The sequence below is a fragment of the Pedobacter sp. 22226 genome (assembly GCF_052045455.1).
In the GTDB taxonomy this organism is placed as follows: domain Bacteria; phylum Bacteroidota; class Bacteroidia; order Sphingobacteriales; family Sphingobacteriaceae; genus Pedobacter; species Pedobacter jeongneungensis.
The window spans coordinates 453,201-473,369 of record NZ_JBQEPB010000002.1 but is presented as its reverse complement, the minus strand read 5'-3'; the positions used below and the strand labels follow the sequence as shown (position 1 = coordinate 473,369).

The window sequence follows — 20,169 nt, the reverse complement described above, 5'->3', positions numbered from 1 at the left end:
CACGCCAAAACTATAGTTTTAAGGATAGTTTTGGCGTGATATAAAAATAGAAAAGCTTATTTGCTCTTGAAAATAGTGACTGCCAGCGGTGGAAGATCGACAATTATCGAATATTCCTGTCCGTTATAACCCTCTAAGTGGGGCGCAATATCCCCGCGGTTATTAATTCCGCCACCGTAATATACAATATCATCTGTATTGAAAATCTCTTTCCATTTGGTTTTAAAAGGCACACCGATTTTATAATTTTCGCGGACTACAGGAGTGAGGTTTATGGCAATGACCAAAGTATCTTTCGCTTTTGGCCCCTTGCGCATATAGGTAAATACCGATTCATTTGCATTATCGGCATCAAGCCATTGAAAACCTTCGTAACTGAAATTAAAATGGTACAATGCAGGCTCTTTCCGGTACAGGAAGTTTAAAGCTTTAACGGTTTCCTGCATGCCCTTATGTGGTGGGTATTGCAGTAAATGCCAATCGAGGGATTGGGTAAAGTTCCACTCGCTGGTTTGGCCAAATTCGTTCCCCATAAATAAAAGCTTTGCTCCAGGATGGGTAAACATATAACCATAAAGCGCTCTGAGGTTGGCAAATTTCTGCCAGTCATCGCCAGGCATTTTATATAACATGGGCGATTTACCGTGTACCACTTCATCATGCGAAAAAGGCAGCATAAAGTTTTCGGTAAAGGCGTAAGTCATGCTAAAACTCAACTGGTTGTGGTGGTGTTTCCGGCCAAGGGTATCTACTTTAAAATATTTCAGCGTATCGTTCATCCAGCCCATCATCCATTTCATTCCAAAGCCTAAACCGCCATTATGCACCGGATGGGTTACCCCGTGATAGGTGCTGCTTTCTTCAGCAATGGTTTGCACGCCTTCAAAATTACCATAAACGGCTACATTCAGGTCTTGCAGAAACTGAATGGCACCAATATTTTCGCTTCCGCCATATTCGTTGGTCGCCGCATCGACATCCTCTCTCGAGAAATTAAAATATAACATAGAGGCCACGGCATCAACCCGCAATCCATCTGCATGGTACTGATCCAGCCAGAATATCGCATTACTGATGAGGAAAGAGCGGACTTCATTCCGGTCATAATTGAAAATGTAAGATTTCCAATCCGGATGAAAGCCTTTTTTCATATCGGCATGTTCATAAAGATGCGTACCGTCAAACTCATATAAACCGTGCCTGTCACCCGGAAAATGAGAAGGAACCCAATCGAGTATCACAGCAATATTAGCCTTGTGCAGTTCGTCGATCAGGTACATTAAATCCTGTGGCGAACCATAACGCGAGCTGGCACCAAAATAACCCGTAATCTGATATCCCCAGCTTGGAAAATAAGGGAATTCCATTACGGGCATCAGTTCTACATGCGTAAAACCCATTTCTTTTACATAGGGTACTAACCTGCCGGCTACTTCCCTGCAGTTTAACACACGTTCCGGGTTATCCGGATCGCGTTCCCAGGAACCCAAATGGATTTCGTAAACGGATATCGGCTGGTCTAACGCATTTAATTTTGCCCTTTTATTAAGCCAGGTTTTATCTTTCCAGGTATAATCGGTATCCCATACAATGCAGGCGGTTTGCGGCGGATGTTCCCAACGGCGGGCATAAGGATCACCTTTTAAATGTTCTGATTCATCAAAACCCTTAACAAAGTATTTATACACCTCGCCTTTTGCAATGCCTGGAATAAAACCTTCCCAAATACCAGATTTATCCCAGCGTTTGTAAAGCGGGTGCGAACCGTTGTTCCAATCGTTAAAATTACCGACTACACTTACATTGATGGCATTTGGTGCCCAAACCGAAAAATAGGTCCCGGCGGTAGCTTCAACGCTGATTAAATGCGAACCCATTTTTTCATACAGCCTAAAATGTTTCCCAACGAGGAAAAGATCAATGTCGTAATCGGTAAATAAACTGTGTACCCAAACGGATTTTTTTTTATCGATTTTTGGTAGTGCTGCTTTTTTTGCAGGAACTTTTTTTGCTGCTGGCATAGGTATTTTTGGCTAGATAAATGAAGCCCCAAACACTAAACAGCATTTGGGGCTAAATGTTACAGACTTAAGATCTGAATTTCCAGGAAATTTTTATTGCACTTGAAATGCAGGATGTTCTGATCGTCAGTATAAAAATCCTGAACCTCTTTATTATCGATAATGATCTTTTTAACCTGGAATTTTACGCCAATGATATTACAAACATAAAACTCATAATTAGGTGTATAAAGGCCTTCGCTGCGTTGGTTTATTTTAACGGTCTGATTATCGCCTTTTACAGTAAATTTCTTTTCCAGGTAAATATCCTGTTCGTAGGCAAAGGTATCGCCATGATCTTCGTACATGTACGAGTTTACTTCGTAATCGCTGTGGTAGATATTCAGGATTACTTCAGTAATCGATTTTTCATCCACATACTGCATTACCGGATACTCGGGTAAAACCGTACCTGCACGTACAAACATCGGCATGCTATCTATCTTGGCATCAACGGTATATTCGTTACCACCATCCAGGATTTCGTTGGTCCAGAAGTTGTACCAGGTACCTTTTGGAAGATATACTTTTCTTGAGATTGCACCTTGTTCTAAAACCGGGCAGATCAACAGTTTATCGCCATAACAGAATTCATCCTGACGGAAACTATTGCTGATATTTTCCTGCTCGAGCATCACCAACGGCCTTAAAATAGGAAAACCATAACGGTGGTGCTCCCAGAACACAGAATATAGGTAAGGCATTAAACGGTACCTTAACTCGATAAATTTACGGTTAATATCTTCGAAAAACTCGCCAAAACTCCAGGGTTCGCGTTCGGCGGTATCACCTGCAGAGTGCGCACGCATGAAAGGCGAAAATGTTCCCAATTGGATCCAGCGGGTAAACAATTCACCATCCGGTTCACCGCTAAATCCACCGATATCAGTTCCGCAGAAAGGCACACCTGAAACAGACAAGCGCTGGCACTGGATATTTCCGATTTTTAAATGTTCCCAGGTAGCAATATTATCACCCGTCCAAACGCTGGCATAACGCTGCATACCCGAATAACCGGCCCTGGTAATGGTAAATGGACGTTTATTGCGCATCAGTTTTTTCAGTCCTTCGTAGGTAGAGCGTACCATCTGCATTCCGTAAACATTGTGTGCTTTACGGTGTGAGCCACGATAGCCATCGTAATTATGGCGTACATCGTTAGGGAAAGTACCCGAACCGAATACTGCAGGCTCGTTCATATCGTTCCAGAAACCTGCTACGCCCATATCTACCAGCTCTTTGTAGAGATTACCCCACCAGCTGCGTACTTTTGGATTCGTAAAATCAGGAAACTGGCAACGGCCCGGCCAAACATGCCCTTCCATATAATAATCGTCGCTGCGGCGACAGAAAAATCTTTTTTCTTTACCTTCTTTAAAAACCCAGTAATCATCGTCTACTTTAATTCCGGGGTCGATCATTACCACGGTTTTGAAACCATCATCAGAAAGTTCCTTGATCATCCTCCGTGGATCTGGAAAGTATTTTTTGTTCCAGGTAAAACAGCGGTAACCATCCATATAATCGATATCCAGGTAAATGGCATCGCAAGGAATTTTACGGTCCCTGAACTGTTTGGCTATTTCTTTAACCTTGGTTTCCGGGTAATAACTCCAGCGACATTGCTGATAACCCAGTGTCCATTTTGGCGGCATCGGGTGCGTTCCGGTTAAGGTGGCATAACGTTTTACCACGTCCATGATATGTGGCCCGTGGATATAATAATATTGCAACTCGCCGCCATCGGCCCAAAAACTGGTTTTATTTACATCTTCGTTCCCAAAATCGAAATATGATTTAAAGGTATTATCGAAAAAGATACCATAGGCAGCCTGGTTGTGCAAACCGATGTAGAAAGGTATAGTTCTGTACAGAGGATCCTGGTTCCAGCCAAAAGAATAGGCATCGGTATTCCAGTTTTCGAAACGGCGGCCACGCAGGTTAAAATTTCCCGATTTATCGCCCAAACCAAAGAAATTTTCTTCAGGATGGCATTTTTTAGTTGCATAAATGTAATAACCACCAAAATCTACATTTTCTTCCCAGTGCATGGAGTTGGCTTCATCAACCATCACCACATTGGTAATATTATCGGAGAAAGAAATATGAAAGTTATCTTTTTCGATTTTACAGGTTACAGAGTGTGTAGAAATGGTATAGTGATCTTCGTGCTCCTGCATTTTAAAAACAGAAACCTTTTGATCTACTTCTGGTACTGCATAAGAAAAATCATCCAGAAAAACACCATGAGGCGCAAGGCGTACCCTGATAATCTCATCACTTACTACCCTTACTTCTACCCTTGCATCGCCATCTGAAAAATAAAAGCGGTTACCTTCTTTCTTTACTTTTTTAACTGACCCGAGGTATTGTTTAACGATTGGTTTTACCGATATATCAACCGGATTGTTTAAATGCTGTATTTCCTTTTCCTTTTCGATCAGGTCATTTGTTTCATTCGGTTTGTCGTTTTGCGCTTCCATCCTTATTTATTCAAATTTTTAAGTTCATAGCTCTTAAACCGGGATGTGCTTAAGAAAGCACTATAATACAAATATTTTATAAAAGGGATGTAGCTTTTTTATAAAAGATGCATTTAATAGTGTAAGTTTTACACTAACCTAGTATGTTTTAGTGTGGCAAAAGTTAAATAACTGATAAATCTTTTGTAGTGAAACTTCTTTAAAGTGTAAATGTACACTATGATAAACGAAAAATAATCGTTTATCATAGTGTAATTTGACAATTCGGGTCAGCGCTCAACAAACGAATATAAACAATAATTTATAAACATTTTTGTTTATATTTGAATATGGAAAAATTGATTAGCAAATTTAAAGGAATTCATCCGGGCATTATTCTGGATAGGGAACTTAAAAAGAAAGGATTAAAAAAAGGTCCGTTTGCGCTGTCATTGAACGAATATCCACAGACTTTAAATGATATTACAAAAGGTAAAAGAGGGATAACGATTGCTCTTTCGATCAAATTAGATCAATTTCTCGGCCTGGAAGAAGGGACGATGTTTTTACTTCAGGCTTATTATGAAATACAAAAAGAAAAAGACAAAATATCTTTGAGCAATAAACCAGATTTATCAATTATTAGACGGATTCTCTTTTGGGATACTGACTTTAATAATATAAACTGGCAAAAACAATATCAAGCCGTTGTTAAAAGGGTAATGGAGCGGGGAAATGATGATGAGAAAAATGAAATAATCAGATTTTATGGAAAACAAAAAGTAAATGAAGTAAAAAATCTGGATAATGCCTTTAAGAGAACCATAACATAAATAATTATGTACTGGAATACTGTTAATCAACTATTAAAAAATACTTTGCTAGAGCTCATGCAGGCTCCCGAATTAGCTGCGTTTAGATTGGTAGGTGGAACTGCACTGAGTCTTTACCTTGGTCATCGCTTATCAGTTGACATTGACCTTTTTACGGATGCAAAATACGGATCAATCGATTTTGACCGAATTGAAAAGTTATTACGAGATAAATTCAGTTATGTTCAAGGCGATTTCGGACAGTTTGCAGGATTAGGAAAATCATACCTGATTGGCACAAAGAAAGAGAATATTGTTAAACTTGATCTCTTTTACAGCATGGATCCATTTTTTGAAAAACCTGTATATCAGGAAAAAATCCGCATGGCATCAATACCAGAAATTATTGCAATGAAGATGGATATTGTTCAGAGAGGCGGCAGAAAAAAAGATTTTTGGGATCTGCACGAACTTTTAGAGAGCTATACCCCAACAGCAATGATCGAACTGCATAAAAAACGTTTTGAATGGACACATGATGAAGTTCAGATCAGAAAAAACTTTACTAATTTTCTTTTAGCAGATAACGACTTTGATCCAATCTGCCTCAAAGGAAAAATCTGGGAATTTATTAAGGAAGATTTAACAGAAGCAGTGAAATGAATAAAATTAGCCGAGTCAACTAAAGAACAGCACTAAAAAAATCAATCCAGATTTTAACATAATATAACATCTCTCGTCGCGCAAAATTTTTCTTTAAAACCTATATTGCATCCCTAATAATGCTCAATAAGAGCTTTACCTATTAGCCCTAACATGAAAAAAATTGCAGTAGCCATAATCTTTATTTCCTTACTCCCAGTCTTTACCAACGGGCAAACAAAAGAATTAAAAAACTTCACCATTGCAGGAGAGGTAAATGTAGATACAGGAACTGTTCAGCTTATTCCTAATGAATCAAACACAGCACTTTATCCACCTGATTTTAAACAGTTAACAGCCAAAATAAATAATGGAAAGTTCAAATTTAGCGGACGGGTAGACGGACCGGTATGGATTTACTTTAAAATTGGAGACAAATATCAGTCCGCAGGCACAGCTATAAGCACAGGAGAGCAACATATTTCTATTGATACTGCATCAAATTACGGAGAGCCCAAAAATGATAACTTAATCATGAAGGATGCTAAAAGTTATGACAAGGCATTCATTAGTGTAGAGGAACAACGCAAGCAATACCGGTTAAATTACGATAGTTTGTTTAATATTTATGGCCGAAAATTCCCGGAAGAACCTGAGCTTAAATCAATGAAAGAGCTAAAAGCAACTTATGTTGTTCATGATGCTACACTTTTCTCTTTTGTTAATAAAAATCCAGATTCTTTTTATGCGCTTTACAAATTGTACGCCCTTCTGAATTTTGGCTATAATACAACTTTGGGAAACACGTTTGAAAATTTTTCACCACTGCTCAGACATTCAAGACTTGGCCAGGCGACTATGCAACGGATTTTATCTTCCAAACAAATAGCTATTGGAGAAACACTCCCAAACTTCAACGTTGCCGACTTAAACGGAAAAAAAATTGCAGAAAACCCATACAATTCCAACAAATTAACACTTGTAGATATGTGGTATAGCCATTGTATGCCCTGTATTGCACAATTTGAAGACCTAAAAGCAATCAGAAATGCATTTCACGATAAAGGCTTCGAAATCATTGGAATATCAACAGATAAAACCAAATACGTAGAAGACTGGAAACTTGCCATCGATAAATATAAACTAACGTGGCCTCAATATTTAGATTTAAACGGCATTGAAACCAGCAAATATGGTGTCCACATTTACCCAACGAGTTTGTTGGTTAACCAGCAAGGTAAAATTGTAGCTACAGGACTTTCTACTGTAGAGTTGAAGGACTTTTTGAAAAATAATCTTTAGCATTAATATCCTCAAATCACTAAACATACATGCACAAAAAAGCCCTTCAAACTTGATGTCCGAAGGGCTTTAAAGCATTATTAGGATTTTTATGGGTTAAAGCTATATGCGATATAATAAATCGCCCCGGCGGATGGGTTTCCGTAAGAAGTAAAATAATATTTGTTCAATACGTTAGAGCCCCCCAGTTTAATTACCGATTGTACCGAAGGAATTCTTAAACTAACCTGCGCATCAAGCGAGCTGTATGCAGGCACCTGTCCTGAGGCAAAAGAAGAATTCCAGTAGAACTGATCCTGCCAGCGGTAAGAAACATTGAAACCAAAGTTTTTGATGATTTCTTTATTGCCAAGGCCCAGGTTGTAACGGATTTTTGGTGTATTGAAATCGTTAATGTAATTTTCAGGAAGATCGCCGATCTGGTTATAAGAAACGTTACCGCTAATGGCATATTTACCCACAAGATAATCCAGACCTAAAGCAGCACCATACGAAGTTACTTTACCAGCTGCATTAACCGGAACGCCGAATTTTACAAAACTTCCGTTTACATTCTGATACACATCAACTGCGGTGATAAAATCTTTATAAATGTTGTAATAACCATAAGCATCAATCAATAAATTAGGAAGGATAAGACCTTTATATCCTAATTCGTAAGACTGAACGCTTTCCGGACGAACACCTTTTGAATCAAATGTATATTGTTGTAAAAGTGCCTGATTAGGTGTTCCCGTTGCTGCCGAAGCTAAAAACGCACGGTAACTCACATCGGTAAATGGTTTGTTGCTATCTAAATGGTATTTACTGAACATAATTTCAGGTAAACCACCGATCAGTCTTTGAGAGCCGCCACCTACTGAAAGGTCGATATACTGGTTTTGCGTAGTTGGGTTACGATAACCGGTTTGATAAGAAACCCGGATATTATTGTTTTTGGCCACAGTAAAAACTCCTGTTACCCTTGGGGTAAACCTGCCTTCAAAATTCTGGCTTTTATCATAACGGCCCGCAAAGGTAAATTTAACTTTATCATTAAAGAGTTTTTTGCCTATCTGTGCAAAAGCACCATATTCTTTAATATCAATAGATTCATTTAAATCATTAAAAATAGTACCTGCTGAATTCAAATCATATAAACGATAAGATGCACCTACCTGAAACTCCACTACTTTATTAAAAAGGTTAGTAAAATTGTACATCCCTTCGTAATGGTACAGGTTCGATTTATCATCGAATTTAGCGCCGTAAACACTTTTAGAAGGATCAACCGAGTTAATATTTGTTGCACTGATGGTGGTATTTAAAATTTTATCTTTTGCCACCTCATACTGTGCACTGCCCGGCACAAAACGCCCCTGATCGGCAACACTTCTGGCAAAAGCCTGTGCCTGTGCATCTGTTTGTCCCGCAGCTCTTGCCCCAACATAATTACCAATATACTGCGGAAACCAGGTAGTTGATGGTTTAGAAACCTCGTTGATGTAACTTCCCAAAATAGAAGAAATATAAGAATCGCCTGAACGTTCCTGGGTAGTATAAGCCTTTAAGAAAAAGTCTTCTCCTTTTAACTCCAGTTTATACTGGCCGATATTAAAATTACGGAGCGAATAACGGTCAGAACCGGTATAAACCGAAGTTCCGGTGCCCCAATTGGCCTGACCAACTACCTGAACCGTATTACTGATGTTGTAATATAAAGCGCCTGATGCTTTTAAAGATTTAGTATCATAATCAACCAGGTTTTCTTCGTTATATCCCGTTCTCGAAATATTTTGATCAGGAATTAAACCGGCTTTTAAACCAACATAAAAAGGCAGATAATTTTGTACAGTAGGACGTAACGCCGCAGGTAAAGTAGCTAAAAAACCTGCCTGCTGTGCAGCATTTGGAATGGCAGCACCAAAAGCACCATCTAATGTTGATTTAATATTAGGGATTAAACCTCCGGTAGCGGCATTTATCCCGGCTATGGTTCCGTTTTGAACGCTTAAAGCCACATTCCTCATATTCTGGCTTACTTCATCACCATACACATTAATACCGTCGTAATTAGGGTCGCTGTTTCTGTCGCCTGATTTTGTCGTTCTCGAAACCCGGTCAAAGTTTGAATAGTTGTTTCCAAACCAATCCTTAGCCTGTAAAAATGAGAATGCCGCCTTTACGCCAAACTTATTGTTCCACGATCTTGCCACACGTACATCTAATTGTTTAAACGGCTGTACCTTACTGTTATCATCGTTAACATGGTTGATACCGGTTTTAAACTGAAAACTATTCCCAGGATATTTAAAAGGATCTTTTGAAGTCATTAACAAAGTACCGTTAATACCACCGGCTCCATAAAGTGCAGAAGATGCACCTGGCAATAACTCTACATTATCTACATCGAGTTCGGTGATGCCCACAATATTACCTACCGAGAAATTCAAACCAGGCGCCTGGTTATCCATTCCGTCAATATATTGATTAAAACGGGTGTTTCCGTTGGAGTTAAATCCACGGGTATTGATTGATTTAAACGTTAAACTCTGCGTACTGCTTTCTACACCTTTCATATTATTTAAGGCATCGTAGAATGATGGAGCAGCTATTTCCCTAATCGAAGCCGCACTCATGCGCTCGATGGAAACCGGCGATTCCAGAATACGTTCTGGCGTACGCGAAGCCGAAACCACTACATCGCCACCTAATACTACAGCTGTTTCCATTTCAAGATTGATGCCCGAAGTACTTCCTGTAACCTGTTGCTCTACCGTACCATAACCCACATATGAGGCTACCAAAATAAATGGCACTTTTGCTGTTGTGGTGAAACTGAAACTGCCATTGCTTGTAGAGGCTGTACCGCCCGATTGGCCCTTGATGGTTAAACTTACGCCTGCCAGGCCTTCTTTCGATTGCTTATCTTTCACGGTTCCGCTCACCGTAATGCTTTGTGCTTGTGCAGCAACATTTATTGTGCACATCAATAATAACACATAGAAGATCTGTGTAAAAATTCTGCTCATAAAAGATTGTTAATTTGGTTATTGGGTGATTAGTTAATTCGGTTGTTTGTATTATTAGTTATATAAACTTAAACTCTTTTTTTGAATTAAACAAATTATGTAAGCATAATAATATCAATACAAATTATAATTTTGATTGATATACAGTTTGTTGTATTTTGCATTCAACATAAACCGTCATTTTGCGCTATCTTAGTAAAAGACTTGTTAGCTAACCATTATGAATAAAATTAAGGCCTTATTCTGCGTCATCATTCCGATAGCACTAGCTTTTTTATTTAACACCAAATTAGGTAGTACGCCTCCTTTGTTAAAATTCCTTAATCCTTTTATGGGTTTCTGGCAAAATGCAGAGAATAATCACTTTATGTTTAACCATAAAGCAAAAATTAAAGGGGCGATAGATAAAATTGAAATCGTTTTTGATGACCGCATGATTCCACATATTTTCGCACAGAACGATCACGATCTTTACCTGGCGCAAGGCTATGTAACCGCCATGCACCGCCTCTGGCAAATGGATTTCCAGACGCGTTTTGCAGCCGGAAGAATTAGCGAAGTGGTAGGCAGTAAAGCCATTGAGGTTGATCGTTACCAACGCCGCATGGGTATGGTTTATGGTGCAGAAAACTCTTTAAAAGGCATGATGGCTGATCCAAAAGCGAAAGAAATGATTTTGGCTTATACCGAAGGGATTAATGCCTATATCAAAACACTTTCGCACGCCAATTATCCGCTGGAATATAAAATACTGGATTTTAAACCGGAAAACTGGACACCTGTAAAATGTGCCTTGCTGCTTAAACAAATGTCGGCCGTATTAGCGATGGGATCAGATGAGTTCTACATGACCAACATCCTGAAAAAATTCGGTCCGGAGGTGACCAAAAATCTTTTCCCTGATTATCCTTTCCGCGAAGATCCGATTATTCCGGTAGGCACCAAATGGAATTTCTCTCCGCTACCAATACCCAAAACACCTGAAAGCTTTACTCAGGCCCTAACCGGCGAAGTAAAAACAAAAGAAAAGGTTGAAGGTATCGGCAGCAATAACTGGGCATTATCTGGTGCTAAAACGGCTTCGGGCTATCCCATTTTGGCAAACGATCCGCATTTAGATTTAACGTTACCGTCTATCTGGTACCAGATTCAATTACATGCACCCGGGGTAAATACGTATGGTGTTTCCCTGCCCGGCGCACCGGGGGTAATTATCGGCTTTAACCAGAAAATTGCCTGGGGCGTAACCAATGTGGCAGCTGATGTACTGGATTTTTATCAGATCAAATTTAAAGATTCATCACATAACGAATATTGGTACAATAATCAGTGGAAGGCGACAAAAAAACGCCTGGAAACGATCAAAATCCGCGGTGGAAAAGATGAAATTGATACCGTTTATTATACCCACCATGGTCCTGTGGTTTATTTTCAGAAACCAAAATATGGCAGGGCCGATAATGTGCCGGTTGGTGATGCTTTAAGGTGGATTGCACATGAAGAATCGAATGAGCTGATGACTTTTTATTACCTCAACCGGGGGAAAAATTATAACGATTACCGCAAAGCCTTAACTTTTTATACCGCACCTGCCCAGAATTTTGTTTTTGCCAGTGTAGATAATGATATCGCCATCACTCCAAATGGGAAATTCCCATTGAAATGGAAAGATCAGGGTAAATTTATCCTTGATGGTACCGATCCGGCTTACGATTGGCAGGGTTGGATCCCAAATGCGCAGAACCCTACGGTAAAAAATCCGCCGCGTGGTTTTGTAAGTTCCGCCAATCAATCTTCAACCGATACCACTTATCCGTATTATATCAACTGGGAATTTTCGCCTTACGAACGTGGTAAGCGTATTAACGACCGTTTATCGGCCATGAACAAGGCCACGATGGATAGTATCCGCTTAATGCAGACTGATAATTACAGTATCCTCGCACAAAACCTGGTTCCGGCATTGTTACCCATGTTAAACAACGAGCAGTTGAACGCCACGCAAAAGGAAGCATTGGCTTATGTGAACAAGTGGAATAAACGTTACGATGCACATGAGATTGCAGCCAGTGTATTCGAAATATGGACTAAACGTTTAACTTACGATATCTGGGCGGATGAATTTGAAGTAAAAGGAATCCCGATGCGTTACCCATCCCGCGACCGTACGGTAGAAATGATTTTGAAAGAGCCGAATGCTACCTGGTACGATAACATCAACACCCCTGAAAAGGAAACACTTGCCGATTTGGTAAATGAATCGTTTAAATATAGCTGCGATAGTTTGGAAAGACGTTTTGGTCCGATCAACAAAGATTGGGATTGGGCAAATGTAAAACAGAGCAATGTACCCCATCTGGCTAAAATACCGGGGTTTGGATCTAAAATTTTACAGATTGGCGGTGCAAAATCGACCATTAATGCACTGGGCGAAAGCAACGGACCATCATGGAGAATGGTGATTGAGCTTGGTAAAACGCCAAAAGGACACGGCGTTTATCCAGGGGGACAATCAGGCAATCCCGGAAGTAAATTCTATGATAATATGATCGATACCTGGGCCAATGGTAAACTTTACGATCTGTTTTATATGCAAAGTCCTGATGATAAATCGGGCACAGTTATCTCTCGTTTAAAAATTTCTAAATAGGTAAAATGGTTTTCATAGTTATCGTAATAATCTGTTTTTTCTTACAAATGATCGCTCCCTGGTGGACCATTATTGTAATTTCTTTCGCTACCTGTGGCATTATTGGCAAAACAGGAAAAATCGCTTTCTGGCAATCATTTCTTGCTATTTTTCTGCTTTGGATCGGTTATGCACTTTTTAAAAGTCTGCCTAATGATAATGTACTGGCCGGCCGCGTAGCGGTAATGACGGGCATAAAACTTTGGTGGGCATTGTTATTGGTTACCGGTATTTTAAGCGGTTTGGTTGCCGGAATCAGCGGTTATTGCGGCTATCAATTCCGCATGGCGATGCTGGCAAAAAAAACTGACGAGAAAATAGCATAATGCTTTGTACTTTTGCAGCGTGAATTTAACAGCTGAGGATATATTTTCTATAAAAAATGCGGAAGAGTTTGATACTCTTGCCCTGAATATTTTTAAGTTACAGGCGCAAAACTGTAATGTGTACCGCGAATATATTTTCCACCTGGGGGTTGATGCTGATGAGATAACCGAAGTTTCGCAAATTCCATTTCTGCCCATCAGCTTTTTTAAAAGCCATTCGGTTTTAAGTAGTACCGATCCGGTTGAAGTTACTTTTAGCAGCTCGGGCACTACCGGTATGGTGCAGAGCAGTCATCATGTAACCGATGTAAAACTGTATGAACAGAGTTATTTGCAGGCCTTTACCGAGTTTTATGGAGAGGTTACAGAATATTGTTTTTTAGCATTGTTACCCTCCTACCAACAGCGCTCCGGTTCATCATTGATTTACATGGTGAACGATCTGATCGAAAAAAGCGCACATCCGCAAAGCGGATATTTTTTATACAACCACGACGAGTTATTGCAAACCCTACTCGATCTGAAATCAAAAAAACAGAAAACCGTCTTAATCGGGGTTACCTATGCCCTGCTCGATTTTATCGAAAATTTCGATATCGATTTCCCTGAGCTGATTGTGATGGAAACCGGCGGAATGAAGGGTAAACGTAAGGAAATGGTCCGAGAAGAACTGCATGAGCAATTAACCAAAGGTTTTGGTGTAAAAGCCATTCACAGTGAATATGGGATGACAGAATTACTTTCTCAGGCCTATTCTTTGGGCGAAGGCATTTTCAATTGTCCTAACTGGATGAAGGTGCTGATCCGCGATACCAATGATCCGTTGAGTTTAATCAAAAATGGCAGAACAGGTGGCATTAATGTAATCGATCTGGCCAATATCAATTCTTGCTCATTTATCGCTACGCAGGATCTGGGCCGGATCAACCCTGATCAGAGTTTTGAAGTTTTGGGCAGGTTCGACAATGCCGATATCAGGGGCTGTAACCTTTTGGTGCAGTAATTAATTTACCTTATCAGCACAATTTGCGCAAACACCGGTAGCAATCAGGTTTAAATGTTCTACTTTAAAACCTGCAGGAACTTTTAACGCCGGGATTTTAACGGCATCTAAACAATAAATTTTATGGCAGTTATCGCAGTTAAAATGCACATGTTCATCATGATGCTCGTGCGCACTGCAACCATCCGAACAAATGGCATAATTTGCTGTTCCCTGCTGATCTAAAACCTTATGAATGATCCCCTTTTCTTCAAAAGCCTGCAACACGCGGTATAAAGTAACGCGATCTGCATCTTTACCCATTACCTGTTCTAAATAAGGTTGCGAAGTTGCAGAATCTCTCCCACTCAAAATTTCCAGCACCTGTAAACGCGGCGCGGTCCTTTTTAAACCGTTTTTAACTAAAAGTTTCTCGAAACGCTCTGTCTTGTTTTCCATAGCAATACAAAAATAAGCAATTAATTAATGAGTTTGGCATTTTTGATCGTGATTGGCGGTGCATAGCTCGCATCTTTCTGCTCCAGTTTCAACATTCCCTTTACGTGGATCGGTTTTTCACTGTAGGCGGTGGCACTTTCCATTTCGATCATAATCATTACGGGAACACCGTTTTGCCCGCAAAAATAACATTGGTTGATGGGTAGCGTGGCCAGCAAAAATTTCTGTTGTTTCTGCCCGCTTTTTATCGGAATCAGGTAACCCGTGAGATCAAATTCGCGGTTATCAAACCGTTTAACCGTTTCAGAAAATAGTGGTAAAAGTTCATTTTTCCCGGTCAGTTCAAATTTTACTGAACCAATAACATCCCAGTTTAGCGAACGTAACTGATCGTTGGGATTATGCTTTTGCTTTTGTGCCAGCGCAACATTTCCCCATAGCAAAAGAAACAGGAGATATATTTTTTTCATTTTTTTACAGCATCTAATAAAAAGAAGGTAGAACGGCTATCTCCCGAATCATTGATTACAAACTTCCCTTTAAGGATAATGGGTTCTTCTGTCCAGGTAACCGGTTTTAACGCTTTAACTTCAATCATCGACGGAATATCTCCTGTACCACAATACGGACAGGAAGCAACAGGAACGATTGAAAACATAAATTCAGTAAAGCTATTGCCAACTTTTGTAGGGATAATAAAACCAGGCAGTTCAATGATCTTATTATTGATTGCTTTTAATGCAGGAGGAAAAACAGCCTGCCAAACCAGCGGCTTTACCTGTTTATCGTACTTCAGGCCTATCAGGTTCCAGGTTGGGGTACGCATGTCGGTATGGACGCTTACCTGTGCAGCCGCTGCAAAAGAGATCAAGATTAATAAAACCGTTATATATTTTTTCATTACAGCTGTTTTGCATTCAAAAGGAAAAATTCACTGCGGTCATCACCCGAATCATTGATGATAAATATCCCTTTAAGTTTGATTGGTTTTTCGGTAATCGGAATAGCGGTTAACATTTTCACCTGGATCATTGCAGGAATATCGCCCGAGCCACAATAAGGACAGGAAGCTATCGGTACGATAGAAAACATAAATTCGCTGAATTTCGAACCTACTTTGGTAGGGATAATGTAGCCAGGCAATTCGATTACTTTATTATTTAAAGCTTTTAAAGCAGGTGGAAAAACACTTCCCCATTTACCTGGTGCAATTTCGGCATCGTACCTTAAACCGATCAAATTCCAGGTGGGCGTGCGCATGTCGGTATGTACCCGAACCTGCGCCGCCAATACCCGGACACCTAAACATAAAAAAACTAACAAACCTAATTTCTTCATCACTTAACGGTCTTTCGTTAAAGTTTGAGCAATATCAACCTTGTATATCTGCATAGCTGGAATAAGCGAGGCTAAAGCTCCGATAAACAGTCCGATCCAGATTAAATAAACTTCCTGAGGTACTGCAGTCAGTCCCGTTAGCTTAGCCTGTGAAGATTCCTGATAGGTTCCGATTACTTCGAGCGCAATATGCCCGATCACCAGACCAAAACAGGCACCAATCAGCGTAACCAAAATCCCTTCAAACATCACCAGAAAAAATAGTTTCGGTTTTGATGCACCCAGGCAACGCATCACCGCCAGGTCGTATTTCCGCTCTTTCATGGCATTGTAAAGGCTGATGAAAATACTGAGTGCTGCAATGGCCATAATCAATATGGCGAACCATTGTAAAGTATCGATTCCAACCCCTATCAATGAGAATAGCCTGGCGCTCTCCATCGCTGGTGAAGCTGCCTGCATATTGGTACTCTGGTTTACCATCCTTGGGAAAAGAATGACTGACATCGGAGATTTATACTGGATCAATAACGCTGTAATCTGTTTATCATTAATTTCTTTGGCTTCTGCTGGGGATGAATGATGGGTTTCCTCGTGCTTTTCTTCGTGCATTTTATACACGCTGCCAATATTGGTGAGGATTAAATTATCGGTGATATTTCCCTGCGGCTTTAAAATTCCTTTTACCACATAAGCATGTTGTTTATGGATATCTCCATTGCCCGTTAGTCCGTGCGCACCGAAAAATGAATCGCCTATTTTTAATTTCGATGCAGAAGCTACCGTGCTGCCGATGGTAACCTCTAAATCTTTCTGCCAGAAATTTCCTTTCTCAACAGACAAACCATAAAGATGGTTAAACGTGCTGTCGGTGCCCACTATACGGTAACCATTGTAATTATCGCCCAGGGCTAATGGAACAGCCCTTTTAACCATCGGGTTATGAGCTAATTGATAAGCATCTCTGGCCGGAATATTGCCTGTTGGATAATCGATGTGGTAAATGCTGCTCAATATCAATTGTAACGGACTTCCCTTGGCACCCACCACAAGATCAATATCTTTTGCGTTTTTTTCGAGCTTATTGCCAATCTGATTCGAAGCAAGAAAAAGAATAGACAGGATGCCCACCCCAAAGGCCACCAGAATAATATTCAGGATGGTTGAAAGTTTATTCCTGACGAGGTTTTTACTGCTGATTTTAAAAATATTCATTAGAGTAGATAGGTTTTGGCAATGTGATCACGAACCCTTTGATCATGCGTCGCGATAATCAGTGCTGCACCATTATCCTTCGCCTGGCTGGTAAGCATCCGGATCACTTGTGCTGCGTTTTCATCATCCAGGCTCGAGGTAGGTTCATCGGCAATCAGCAGATCAGGTTTGTTAACCAATGCACGCGCAACTGAAACACGCTGTAATTGTCCCTGGCTCAGTTCATCAGGATATCTTTTGGCCAGCGCGGCAATATCAAGGTCGTTTAAAAGTAAAAGATTACGTTCCTCATCAATCGGTAAACCAGCCATTACCGCAGCAAGTTCAAGATTATCAAGTACATTAAGCGAGCGAATGAGATGAGACCTTTGAAAAATGATGCCGATATGCCTTCCCCTGAAACGATCCATATTCCTGGCGGTTAAATCATACAGATTGGTATCGTTGATCAAAATCTCACCATACGTTGGCTTTAATAAACCAGAAATAATATTCAGTAAGGTACTCTTGCCACAGCCCGATGCACCAAGCAAAAGCCATTGGTCCATATCTGCAATTTCCCAATCTGGAAATTTTATCCTTCTTCCCTGCTCATAAACATGAGATAATGATTTAATGTTAATCATGCCGCACTGCCTTTTGCATTTTTTTGACCACAATATTTTTAATGGCATAACGCCTGTAAATTTCTATACCATCATTTGTGCCGTGCTTACAGGCCGGATTCAGCATCGTGATAAACAGCAAGGCAGGGATAAACAGGATTTTATAATTCTTAGACATAAGGATATTTTTTTAGTGTTGATGATCTAACGGGCAAGATTTAAGCATCTTCAGGTTGATAAAATGCGCAGCGGCAATGGTAAAGCCGCCTAAAGGGATCAAAACAGGCTCCAGCAGTTCAATCCCCGAAAGATGCCCTGTTGCAATACAGGCGAAACCTGCAATAAGCACTAAAATTGGTGAAATGCGGCGGTGTTGTTTCCGGTAAGCAGAACTTAAGCTCCATATACCAAGGATTAATGAAACTGCGATCATTGCAATTTCAACCGCTTCATTGGCCAGAAAACCCATTCCCCACATTGGCAATACAGTAATTAAAAATGGTAAGGCCGCACAGTGTATGGCACAAAGTGTTGAGGCGGTAATGCCGATCCGGTCGAGGTTAATTTTGTAGCTCCGTAATTTCATTGAATAATTTTTGTCTACAAATATAAAAGCAATACAGTTGCATTTAAAATATTCAACGCTATATTTGCAACATAATTGCATTAACATGATAAAGAAATTACCGGTAACCGTATTAAGCGGCTTCCTGGGCAGTGGCAAAACCACTTTACTAAACGCTGTTTTAAAGAATAAACAGGATTTAAAAGTAGCCGTAATTGTGAACGATATGAGTGAGGTAAACATAGATGCCACCCTGGTTAAAAACCAAAACACCTTATCCAAAACAGAAGAGCGGCTGGTAGAAATGAGTAATGGCTGTATTTGCTGCACTTTACGGGAAGACCTGATGATCGAAGTAGAAAAACTGGCAAAAGAAAACCGTTTTGATTATTTATTGATCGAAAGTACCGGCATATCGGAGCCGATCCCAGTGGCGCAGACGTTTTCGTTTATTGATGAAACATCGGACATTGACCTTAGCCGGTTTAGCCAGCTGGACACCATGGTAACAGTAGTAGATGCCTATAATTTTTACAAAGATTTTGGCTCAGCTGAAAAACTTGCCGACCGTAATATGGCAGATGATGCTGCAGACAGGCGCACGATTGTAAACCTGCTTACCGACCAGATTGAATTTGCCAACGTGATTTTATTAAACAAAACTGATCTGGTAAGCGATAACGATATCAAAGTATTAAAGGCACTGATCGGCAAATTAAATCCCGGCGCTAAAATTTACGAAACACTTTTTGGAGAAATAGATCCTGCACTGATTTTAAATACGGGATTATTTGATTTCGAAACAGCATCAGAAGGTGCAGGCTGGAAAAAGGAACTGGAAGAAATCCATCAGCCCGAAACAGAAGAATATGGTATCAGTTCGACGGTATTTCGCTCTAAAATACCCTTTCACCCAGAAAGGCTGTGGAATTACATTACTAAAGAATTTCCACAGAATATTATCCGTTCGAAAGGCATATTTTATCTTGCTGCAATGCCAGAACAAGCCATTAACTTTTCGCAGGCCGGTGGCTCGTTACGCATTGATCCGGCAGGGGTATGGTGGGCCAGTATGAGTACGCAGGAAAGGGAACTATACAATGATTATGTAGAAAACAGGACTGATATACATACCAGCTGGGACAATGATTTTGGCGACCGTAAGAATGAACTGGTTTTTATCGGTCAGGAAATGGATTGTGAGGAACTCAAAAAATCACTAACTACATGTTTATTAACTACTAACGAAATTACAGATTTTAAAGCAGGAAAAGCCTTTAATAACCCCTTTGAGCATATAATATCATAAAAAAGTCGACGAAACGAACAAAATGGTAGTTTTTTATACTACATTATTTAAGTTTATTTTGTTTAGATTTGATTGTCCCAAACAACTATACTTATTATGATATCCCCAAAGGAATTAACTGTGGTTTCAACCTGTCCTACCTGTCCGAAATGTAAGAATTTTGAGACTTACAGGGTACCGAGAGGTTTTATATTTAAAACACTAATGCCATGGGTATCGATCAAGCGATACAAATGCTATAAATGTTTTAATAAATTTTACGTTTTTAAATAGTTTCCTGTATAGATTAACACCTCATTTAAGCTGCTCAAAAGGTGGCTTTTTTTGGCTCATAAATTCAGCTGAGTAATCTGGTTTGCCACAGATTTACAGATTATCACGGAGAATGATAT

Annotated in this window: 18 protein-coding genes; 7 read left to right on the top strand and 11 right to left on the bottom strand. The window is 39.9% G+C overall.

Annotation, left to right across the window (positions count from 1 at the left end; genetic code table 11):
* Window positions 1–56 precede the first annotated feature (56 nt).
* Entirely contained in the window at window positions 57–2,021 is a 1,965-nt protein-coding gene (glgB, locus tag ACTJKC_RS05440; protein WP_440790625.1) for a 1,4-alpha-glucan branching protein GlgB, read from the bottom strand.
* Between the two features lie 59 nt (window positions 2,022–2,080).
* Window positions 2,081–4,543, bottom strand: a complete 2,463-nt coding sequence (locus ACTJKC_RS05435; protein WP_440790624.1) for a glycoside hydrolase family 31 protein — start codon at window positions 4,541–4,543, stop codon at window positions 2,081–2,083.
* A gap of 329 nt (window positions 4,544–4,872) precedes the next feature.
* Here ACTJKC_RS05435 and ACTJKC_RS05430 point away from each other — a divergent pair, with 329 nt between their 5' ends.
* The 3 genes from ACTJKC_RS05430 to ACTJKC_RS05420 all read left to right on the top strand — a co-directional run bounded on the left by ACTJKC_RS05430 (window position 4,873) and on the right by ACTJKC_RS05420 (window position 7,278).
* Window positions 4,873–5,355 (top strand): helix-turn-helix transcriptional regulator, encoded by a 483-nt coding sequence (locus ACTJKC_RS05430; protein ID WP_440790623.1) that lies wholly within the window; start codon window positions 4,873–4,875, stop codon window positions 5,353–5,355.
* A gap of 6 nt (window positions 5,356–5,361) precedes the next feature.
* On the top strand, window positions 5,362–5,997 hold the full coding sequence (locus ACTJKC_RS05425) for a nucleotidyl transferase AbiEii/AbiGii toxin family protein (RefSeq protein ID WP_440790622.1): 636 nt from the start codon (window positions 5,362–5,364) through the stop codon (window positions 5,995–5,997).
* A 153-nt stretch (window positions 5,998–6,150) separates the two neighbouring features.
* Complete coding sequence (locus tag ACTJKC_RS05420; protein WP_440790621.1) at window positions 6,151–7,278, top strand: redoxin domain-containing protein; 1,128 nt, start codon at window positions 6,151–6,153, stop codon at window positions 7,276–7,278.
* 89 nt (window positions 7,279–7,367) lie between these two features.
* Here the strand turns inward: ACTJKC_RS05420 and ACTJKC_RS05415 are convergent, their stop codons facing one another.
* On the bottom strand, window positions 7,368–10,289 hold the full coding sequence (locus ACTJKC_RS05415; RefSeq protein WP_440790620.1) for a TonB-dependent receptor domain-containing protein: 2,922 nt from the start codon (window positions 10,287–10,289) through the stop codon (window positions 7,368–7,370).
* Between the two features lie 220 nt (window positions 10,290–10,509).
* On the opposite strand from ACTJKC_RS05415, the gene ACTJKC_RS05410 reads away from it, so the two are divergent.
* Genes ACTJKC_RS05410 through ACTJKC_RS05400 form a run of 3 tightly spaced genes read left to right on the top strand, consistent with a single transcriptional unit; the run spans window position 10,510 to window position 14,307 of the window.
* Window positions 10,510–12,939 carry a penicillin acylase family protein gene (locus tag ACTJKC_RS05410; RefSeq protein ID WP_440790619.1) on the top strand — a complete coding sequence of 810 codons (2,430 nt, stop codon included), beginning with the start codon at window positions 10,510–10,512 and terminating at the stop codon, window positions 12,937–12,939.
* A 5-nt stretch (window positions 12,940–12,944) separates the two neighbouring features.
* Complete coding sequence (locus ACTJKC_RS05405; RefSeq protein WP_344849029.1) at window positions 12,945–13,304, top strand: hypothetical protein; 360 nt, start codon at window positions 12,945–12,947, stop codon at window positions 13,302–13,304.
* 19 nt (window positions 13,305–13,323) lie between these two features.
* Window positions 13,324–14,307, top strand: a complete 984-nt coding sequence (locus ACTJKC_RS05400) for a LuxE/PaaK family acyltransferase (protein WP_440790618.1) — start codon at window positions 13,324–13,326, stop codon at window positions 14,305–14,307.
* On the opposite strand, the gene ACTJKC_RS05395 is transcribed toward ACTJKC_RS05400, so the two are convergent.
* The 8 genes from ACTJKC_RS05395 to ACTJKC_RS05360 are packed head-to-tail and all read right to left on the bottom strand — an operon-like array spanning window position 14,308 to window position 18,489.
* The gene (locus ACTJKC_RS05395; protein WP_344849025.1) at window positions 14,308–14,745 is read right to left on the bottom strand and encodes a Fur family transcriptional regulator; all 438 of its coding nucleotides are present in this window, start codon (window positions 14,743–14,745) and stop codon (window positions 14,308–14,310) included.
* A 20-nt stretch (window positions 14,746–14,765) separates the two neighbouring features.
* Complete coding sequence (locus ACTJKC_RS05390) at window positions 14,766–15,215, bottom strand: hypothetical protein (protein WP_440790617.1); 450 nt, start codon at window positions 15,213–15,215, stop codon at window positions 14,766–14,768.
* Window positions 15,212–15,646 carry a hypothetical protein gene (locus ACTJKC_RS05385; RefSeq protein ID WP_440790616.1) on the bottom strand — a complete coding sequence of 145 codons (435 nt, stop codon included), beginning with the start codon at window positions 15,644–15,646 and terminating at the stop codon, window positions 15,212–15,214. The genes ACTJKC_RS05390 and ACTJKC_RS05385 overlap by 4 nt, the downstream gene beginning before the upstream one ends.
* Entirely contained in the window at window positions 15,646–16,086 is a 441-nt protein-coding gene (locus tag ACTJKC_RS05380; protein WP_440790615.1) for a hypothetical protein, read from the bottom strand. Before ACTJKC_RS05380 ends, ACTJKC_RS05385 begins: the two co-directional genes overlap by 1 nt.
* Window positions 16,087–17,298, bottom strand: coding sequence for an ABC transporter permease (locus tag ACTJKC_RS05375; protein ID WP_440790614.1), 1,212 nt, complete (start codon window positions 17,296–17,298; stop codon window positions 16,087–16,089).
* Entirely contained in the window at window positions 17,298–17,924 is a 627-nt protein-coding gene (locus tag ACTJKC_RS05370) for an ABC transporter ATP-binding protein (RefSeq protein WP_440790613.1), read from the bottom strand. The genes ACTJKC_RS05375 and ACTJKC_RS05370 overlap by 1 nt, the downstream gene beginning before the upstream one ends.
* Complete coding sequence (locus ACTJKC_RS05365) at window positions 17,917–18,081, bottom strand: hypothetical protein (protein ID WP_344849013.1); 165 nt, start codon at window positions 18,079–18,081, stop codon at window positions 17,917–17,919. The genes ACTJKC_RS05370 and ACTJKC_RS05365 overlap by 8 nt, the downstream gene beginning before the upstream one ends.
* Before the next feature lie 12 nt (window positions 18,082–18,093).
* A complete protein-coding gene (locus tag ACTJKC_RS05360; RefSeq protein ID WP_440790612.1) occupies window positions 18,094–18,489 on the bottom strand; it encodes a MerC domain-containing protein in 396 nt (131 codons plus the stop codon).
* 85 nt (window positions 18,490–18,574) lie between these two features.
* Between ACTJKC_RS05360 and ACTJKC_RS05355 the strand changes: the two genes are divergently transcribed.
* Window positions 18,575–19,777: a GTP-binding protein gene (locus ACTJKC_RS05355; protein WP_440790611.1), complete on the top strand. Its 1,203-nt coding sequence runs from the start codon at window positions 18,575–18,577 to the stop codon at window positions 19,775–19,777.
* Window positions 19,778–20,169 lie beyond the last annotated feature (392 nt).

Bases quoted from the DNA above. Each gene is read 5' to 3' on its own strand.
- ACTJKC_RS05355 (WP_440790611.1), top strand. From the start codon at position 18,575: ATGATAAAGAAATTACCGGTAACCGTATTAAGCGGCTTCCTGGGCAGT.
- ACTJKC_RS05405 (WP_344849029.1), top strand. From the start codon at position 12,945: ATGGTTTTCATAGTTATCGTAATAATCTGTTTTTTCTTACAAATGATC.
- ACTJKC_RS05365 (WP_344849013.1), bottom strand. From the start codon at position 18,081: ATGTCTAAGAATTATAAAATCCTGTTTATCCCTGCCTTGCTGTTTATC.
- ACTJKC_RS05420 (WP_440790621.1), top strand. From the start codon at position 6,151: ATGAAAAAAATTGCAGTAGCCATAATCTTTATTTCCTTACTCCCAGTC.
- ACTJKC_RS05360 (WP_440790612.1), bottom strand. From the start codon at position 18,489: ATGAAATTACGGAGCTACAAAATTAACCTCGACCGGATCGGCATTACC.
- ACTJKC_RS05415 (WP_440790620.1), bottom strand. From the start codon at position 10,289: ATGAGCAGAATTTTTACACAGATCTTCTATGTGTTATTATTGATGTGC.
- glgB (WP_440790625.1), bottom strand. From the start codon at position 2,021: ATGCCAGCAGCAAAAAAAGTTCCTGCAAAAAAAGCAGCACTACCAAAA.
- ACTJKC_RS05390 (WP_440790617.1), bottom strand. From the start codon at position 15,215: ATGAAAAAAATATATCTCCTGTTTCTTTTGCTATGGGGAAATGTTGCG.
- ACTJKC_RS05430 (WP_440790623.1), top strand. From the start codon at position 4,873: ATGGAAAAATTGATTAGCAAATTTAAAGGAATTCATCCGGGCATTATT.
- ACTJKC_RS05395 (WP_344849025.1), bottom strand. From the start codon at position 14,745: ATGGAAAACAAGACAGAGCGTTTCGAGAAACTTTTAGTTAAAAACGGT.
- ACTJKC_RS05435 (WP_440790624.1), bottom strand. From the start codon at position 4,543: ATGGAAGCGCAAAACGACAAACCGAATGAAACAAATGACCTGATCGAA.
- ACTJKC_RS05410 (WP_440790619.1), top strand. From the start codon at position 10,510: ATGAATAAAATTAAGGCCTTATTCTGCGTCATCATTCCGATAGCACTA.
- ACTJKC_RS05375 (WP_440790614.1), bottom strand. From the start codon at position 17,298: ATGAATATTTTTAAAATCAGCAGTAAAAACCTCGTCAGGAATAAACTT.
- ACTJKC_RS05385 (WP_440790616.1), bottom strand. From the start codon at position 15,646: ATGAAAAAATATATAACGGTTTTATTAATCTTGATCTCTTTTGCAGCG.
- ACTJKC_RS05425 (WP_440790622.1), top strand. From the start codon at position 5,362: ATGTACTGGAATACTGTTAATCAACTATTAAAAAATACTTTGCTAGAG.
- ACTJKC_RS05370 (WP_440790613.1), bottom strand. From the start codon at position 17,924: ATGATTAACATTAAATCATTATCTCATGTTTATGAGCAGGGAAGAAGG.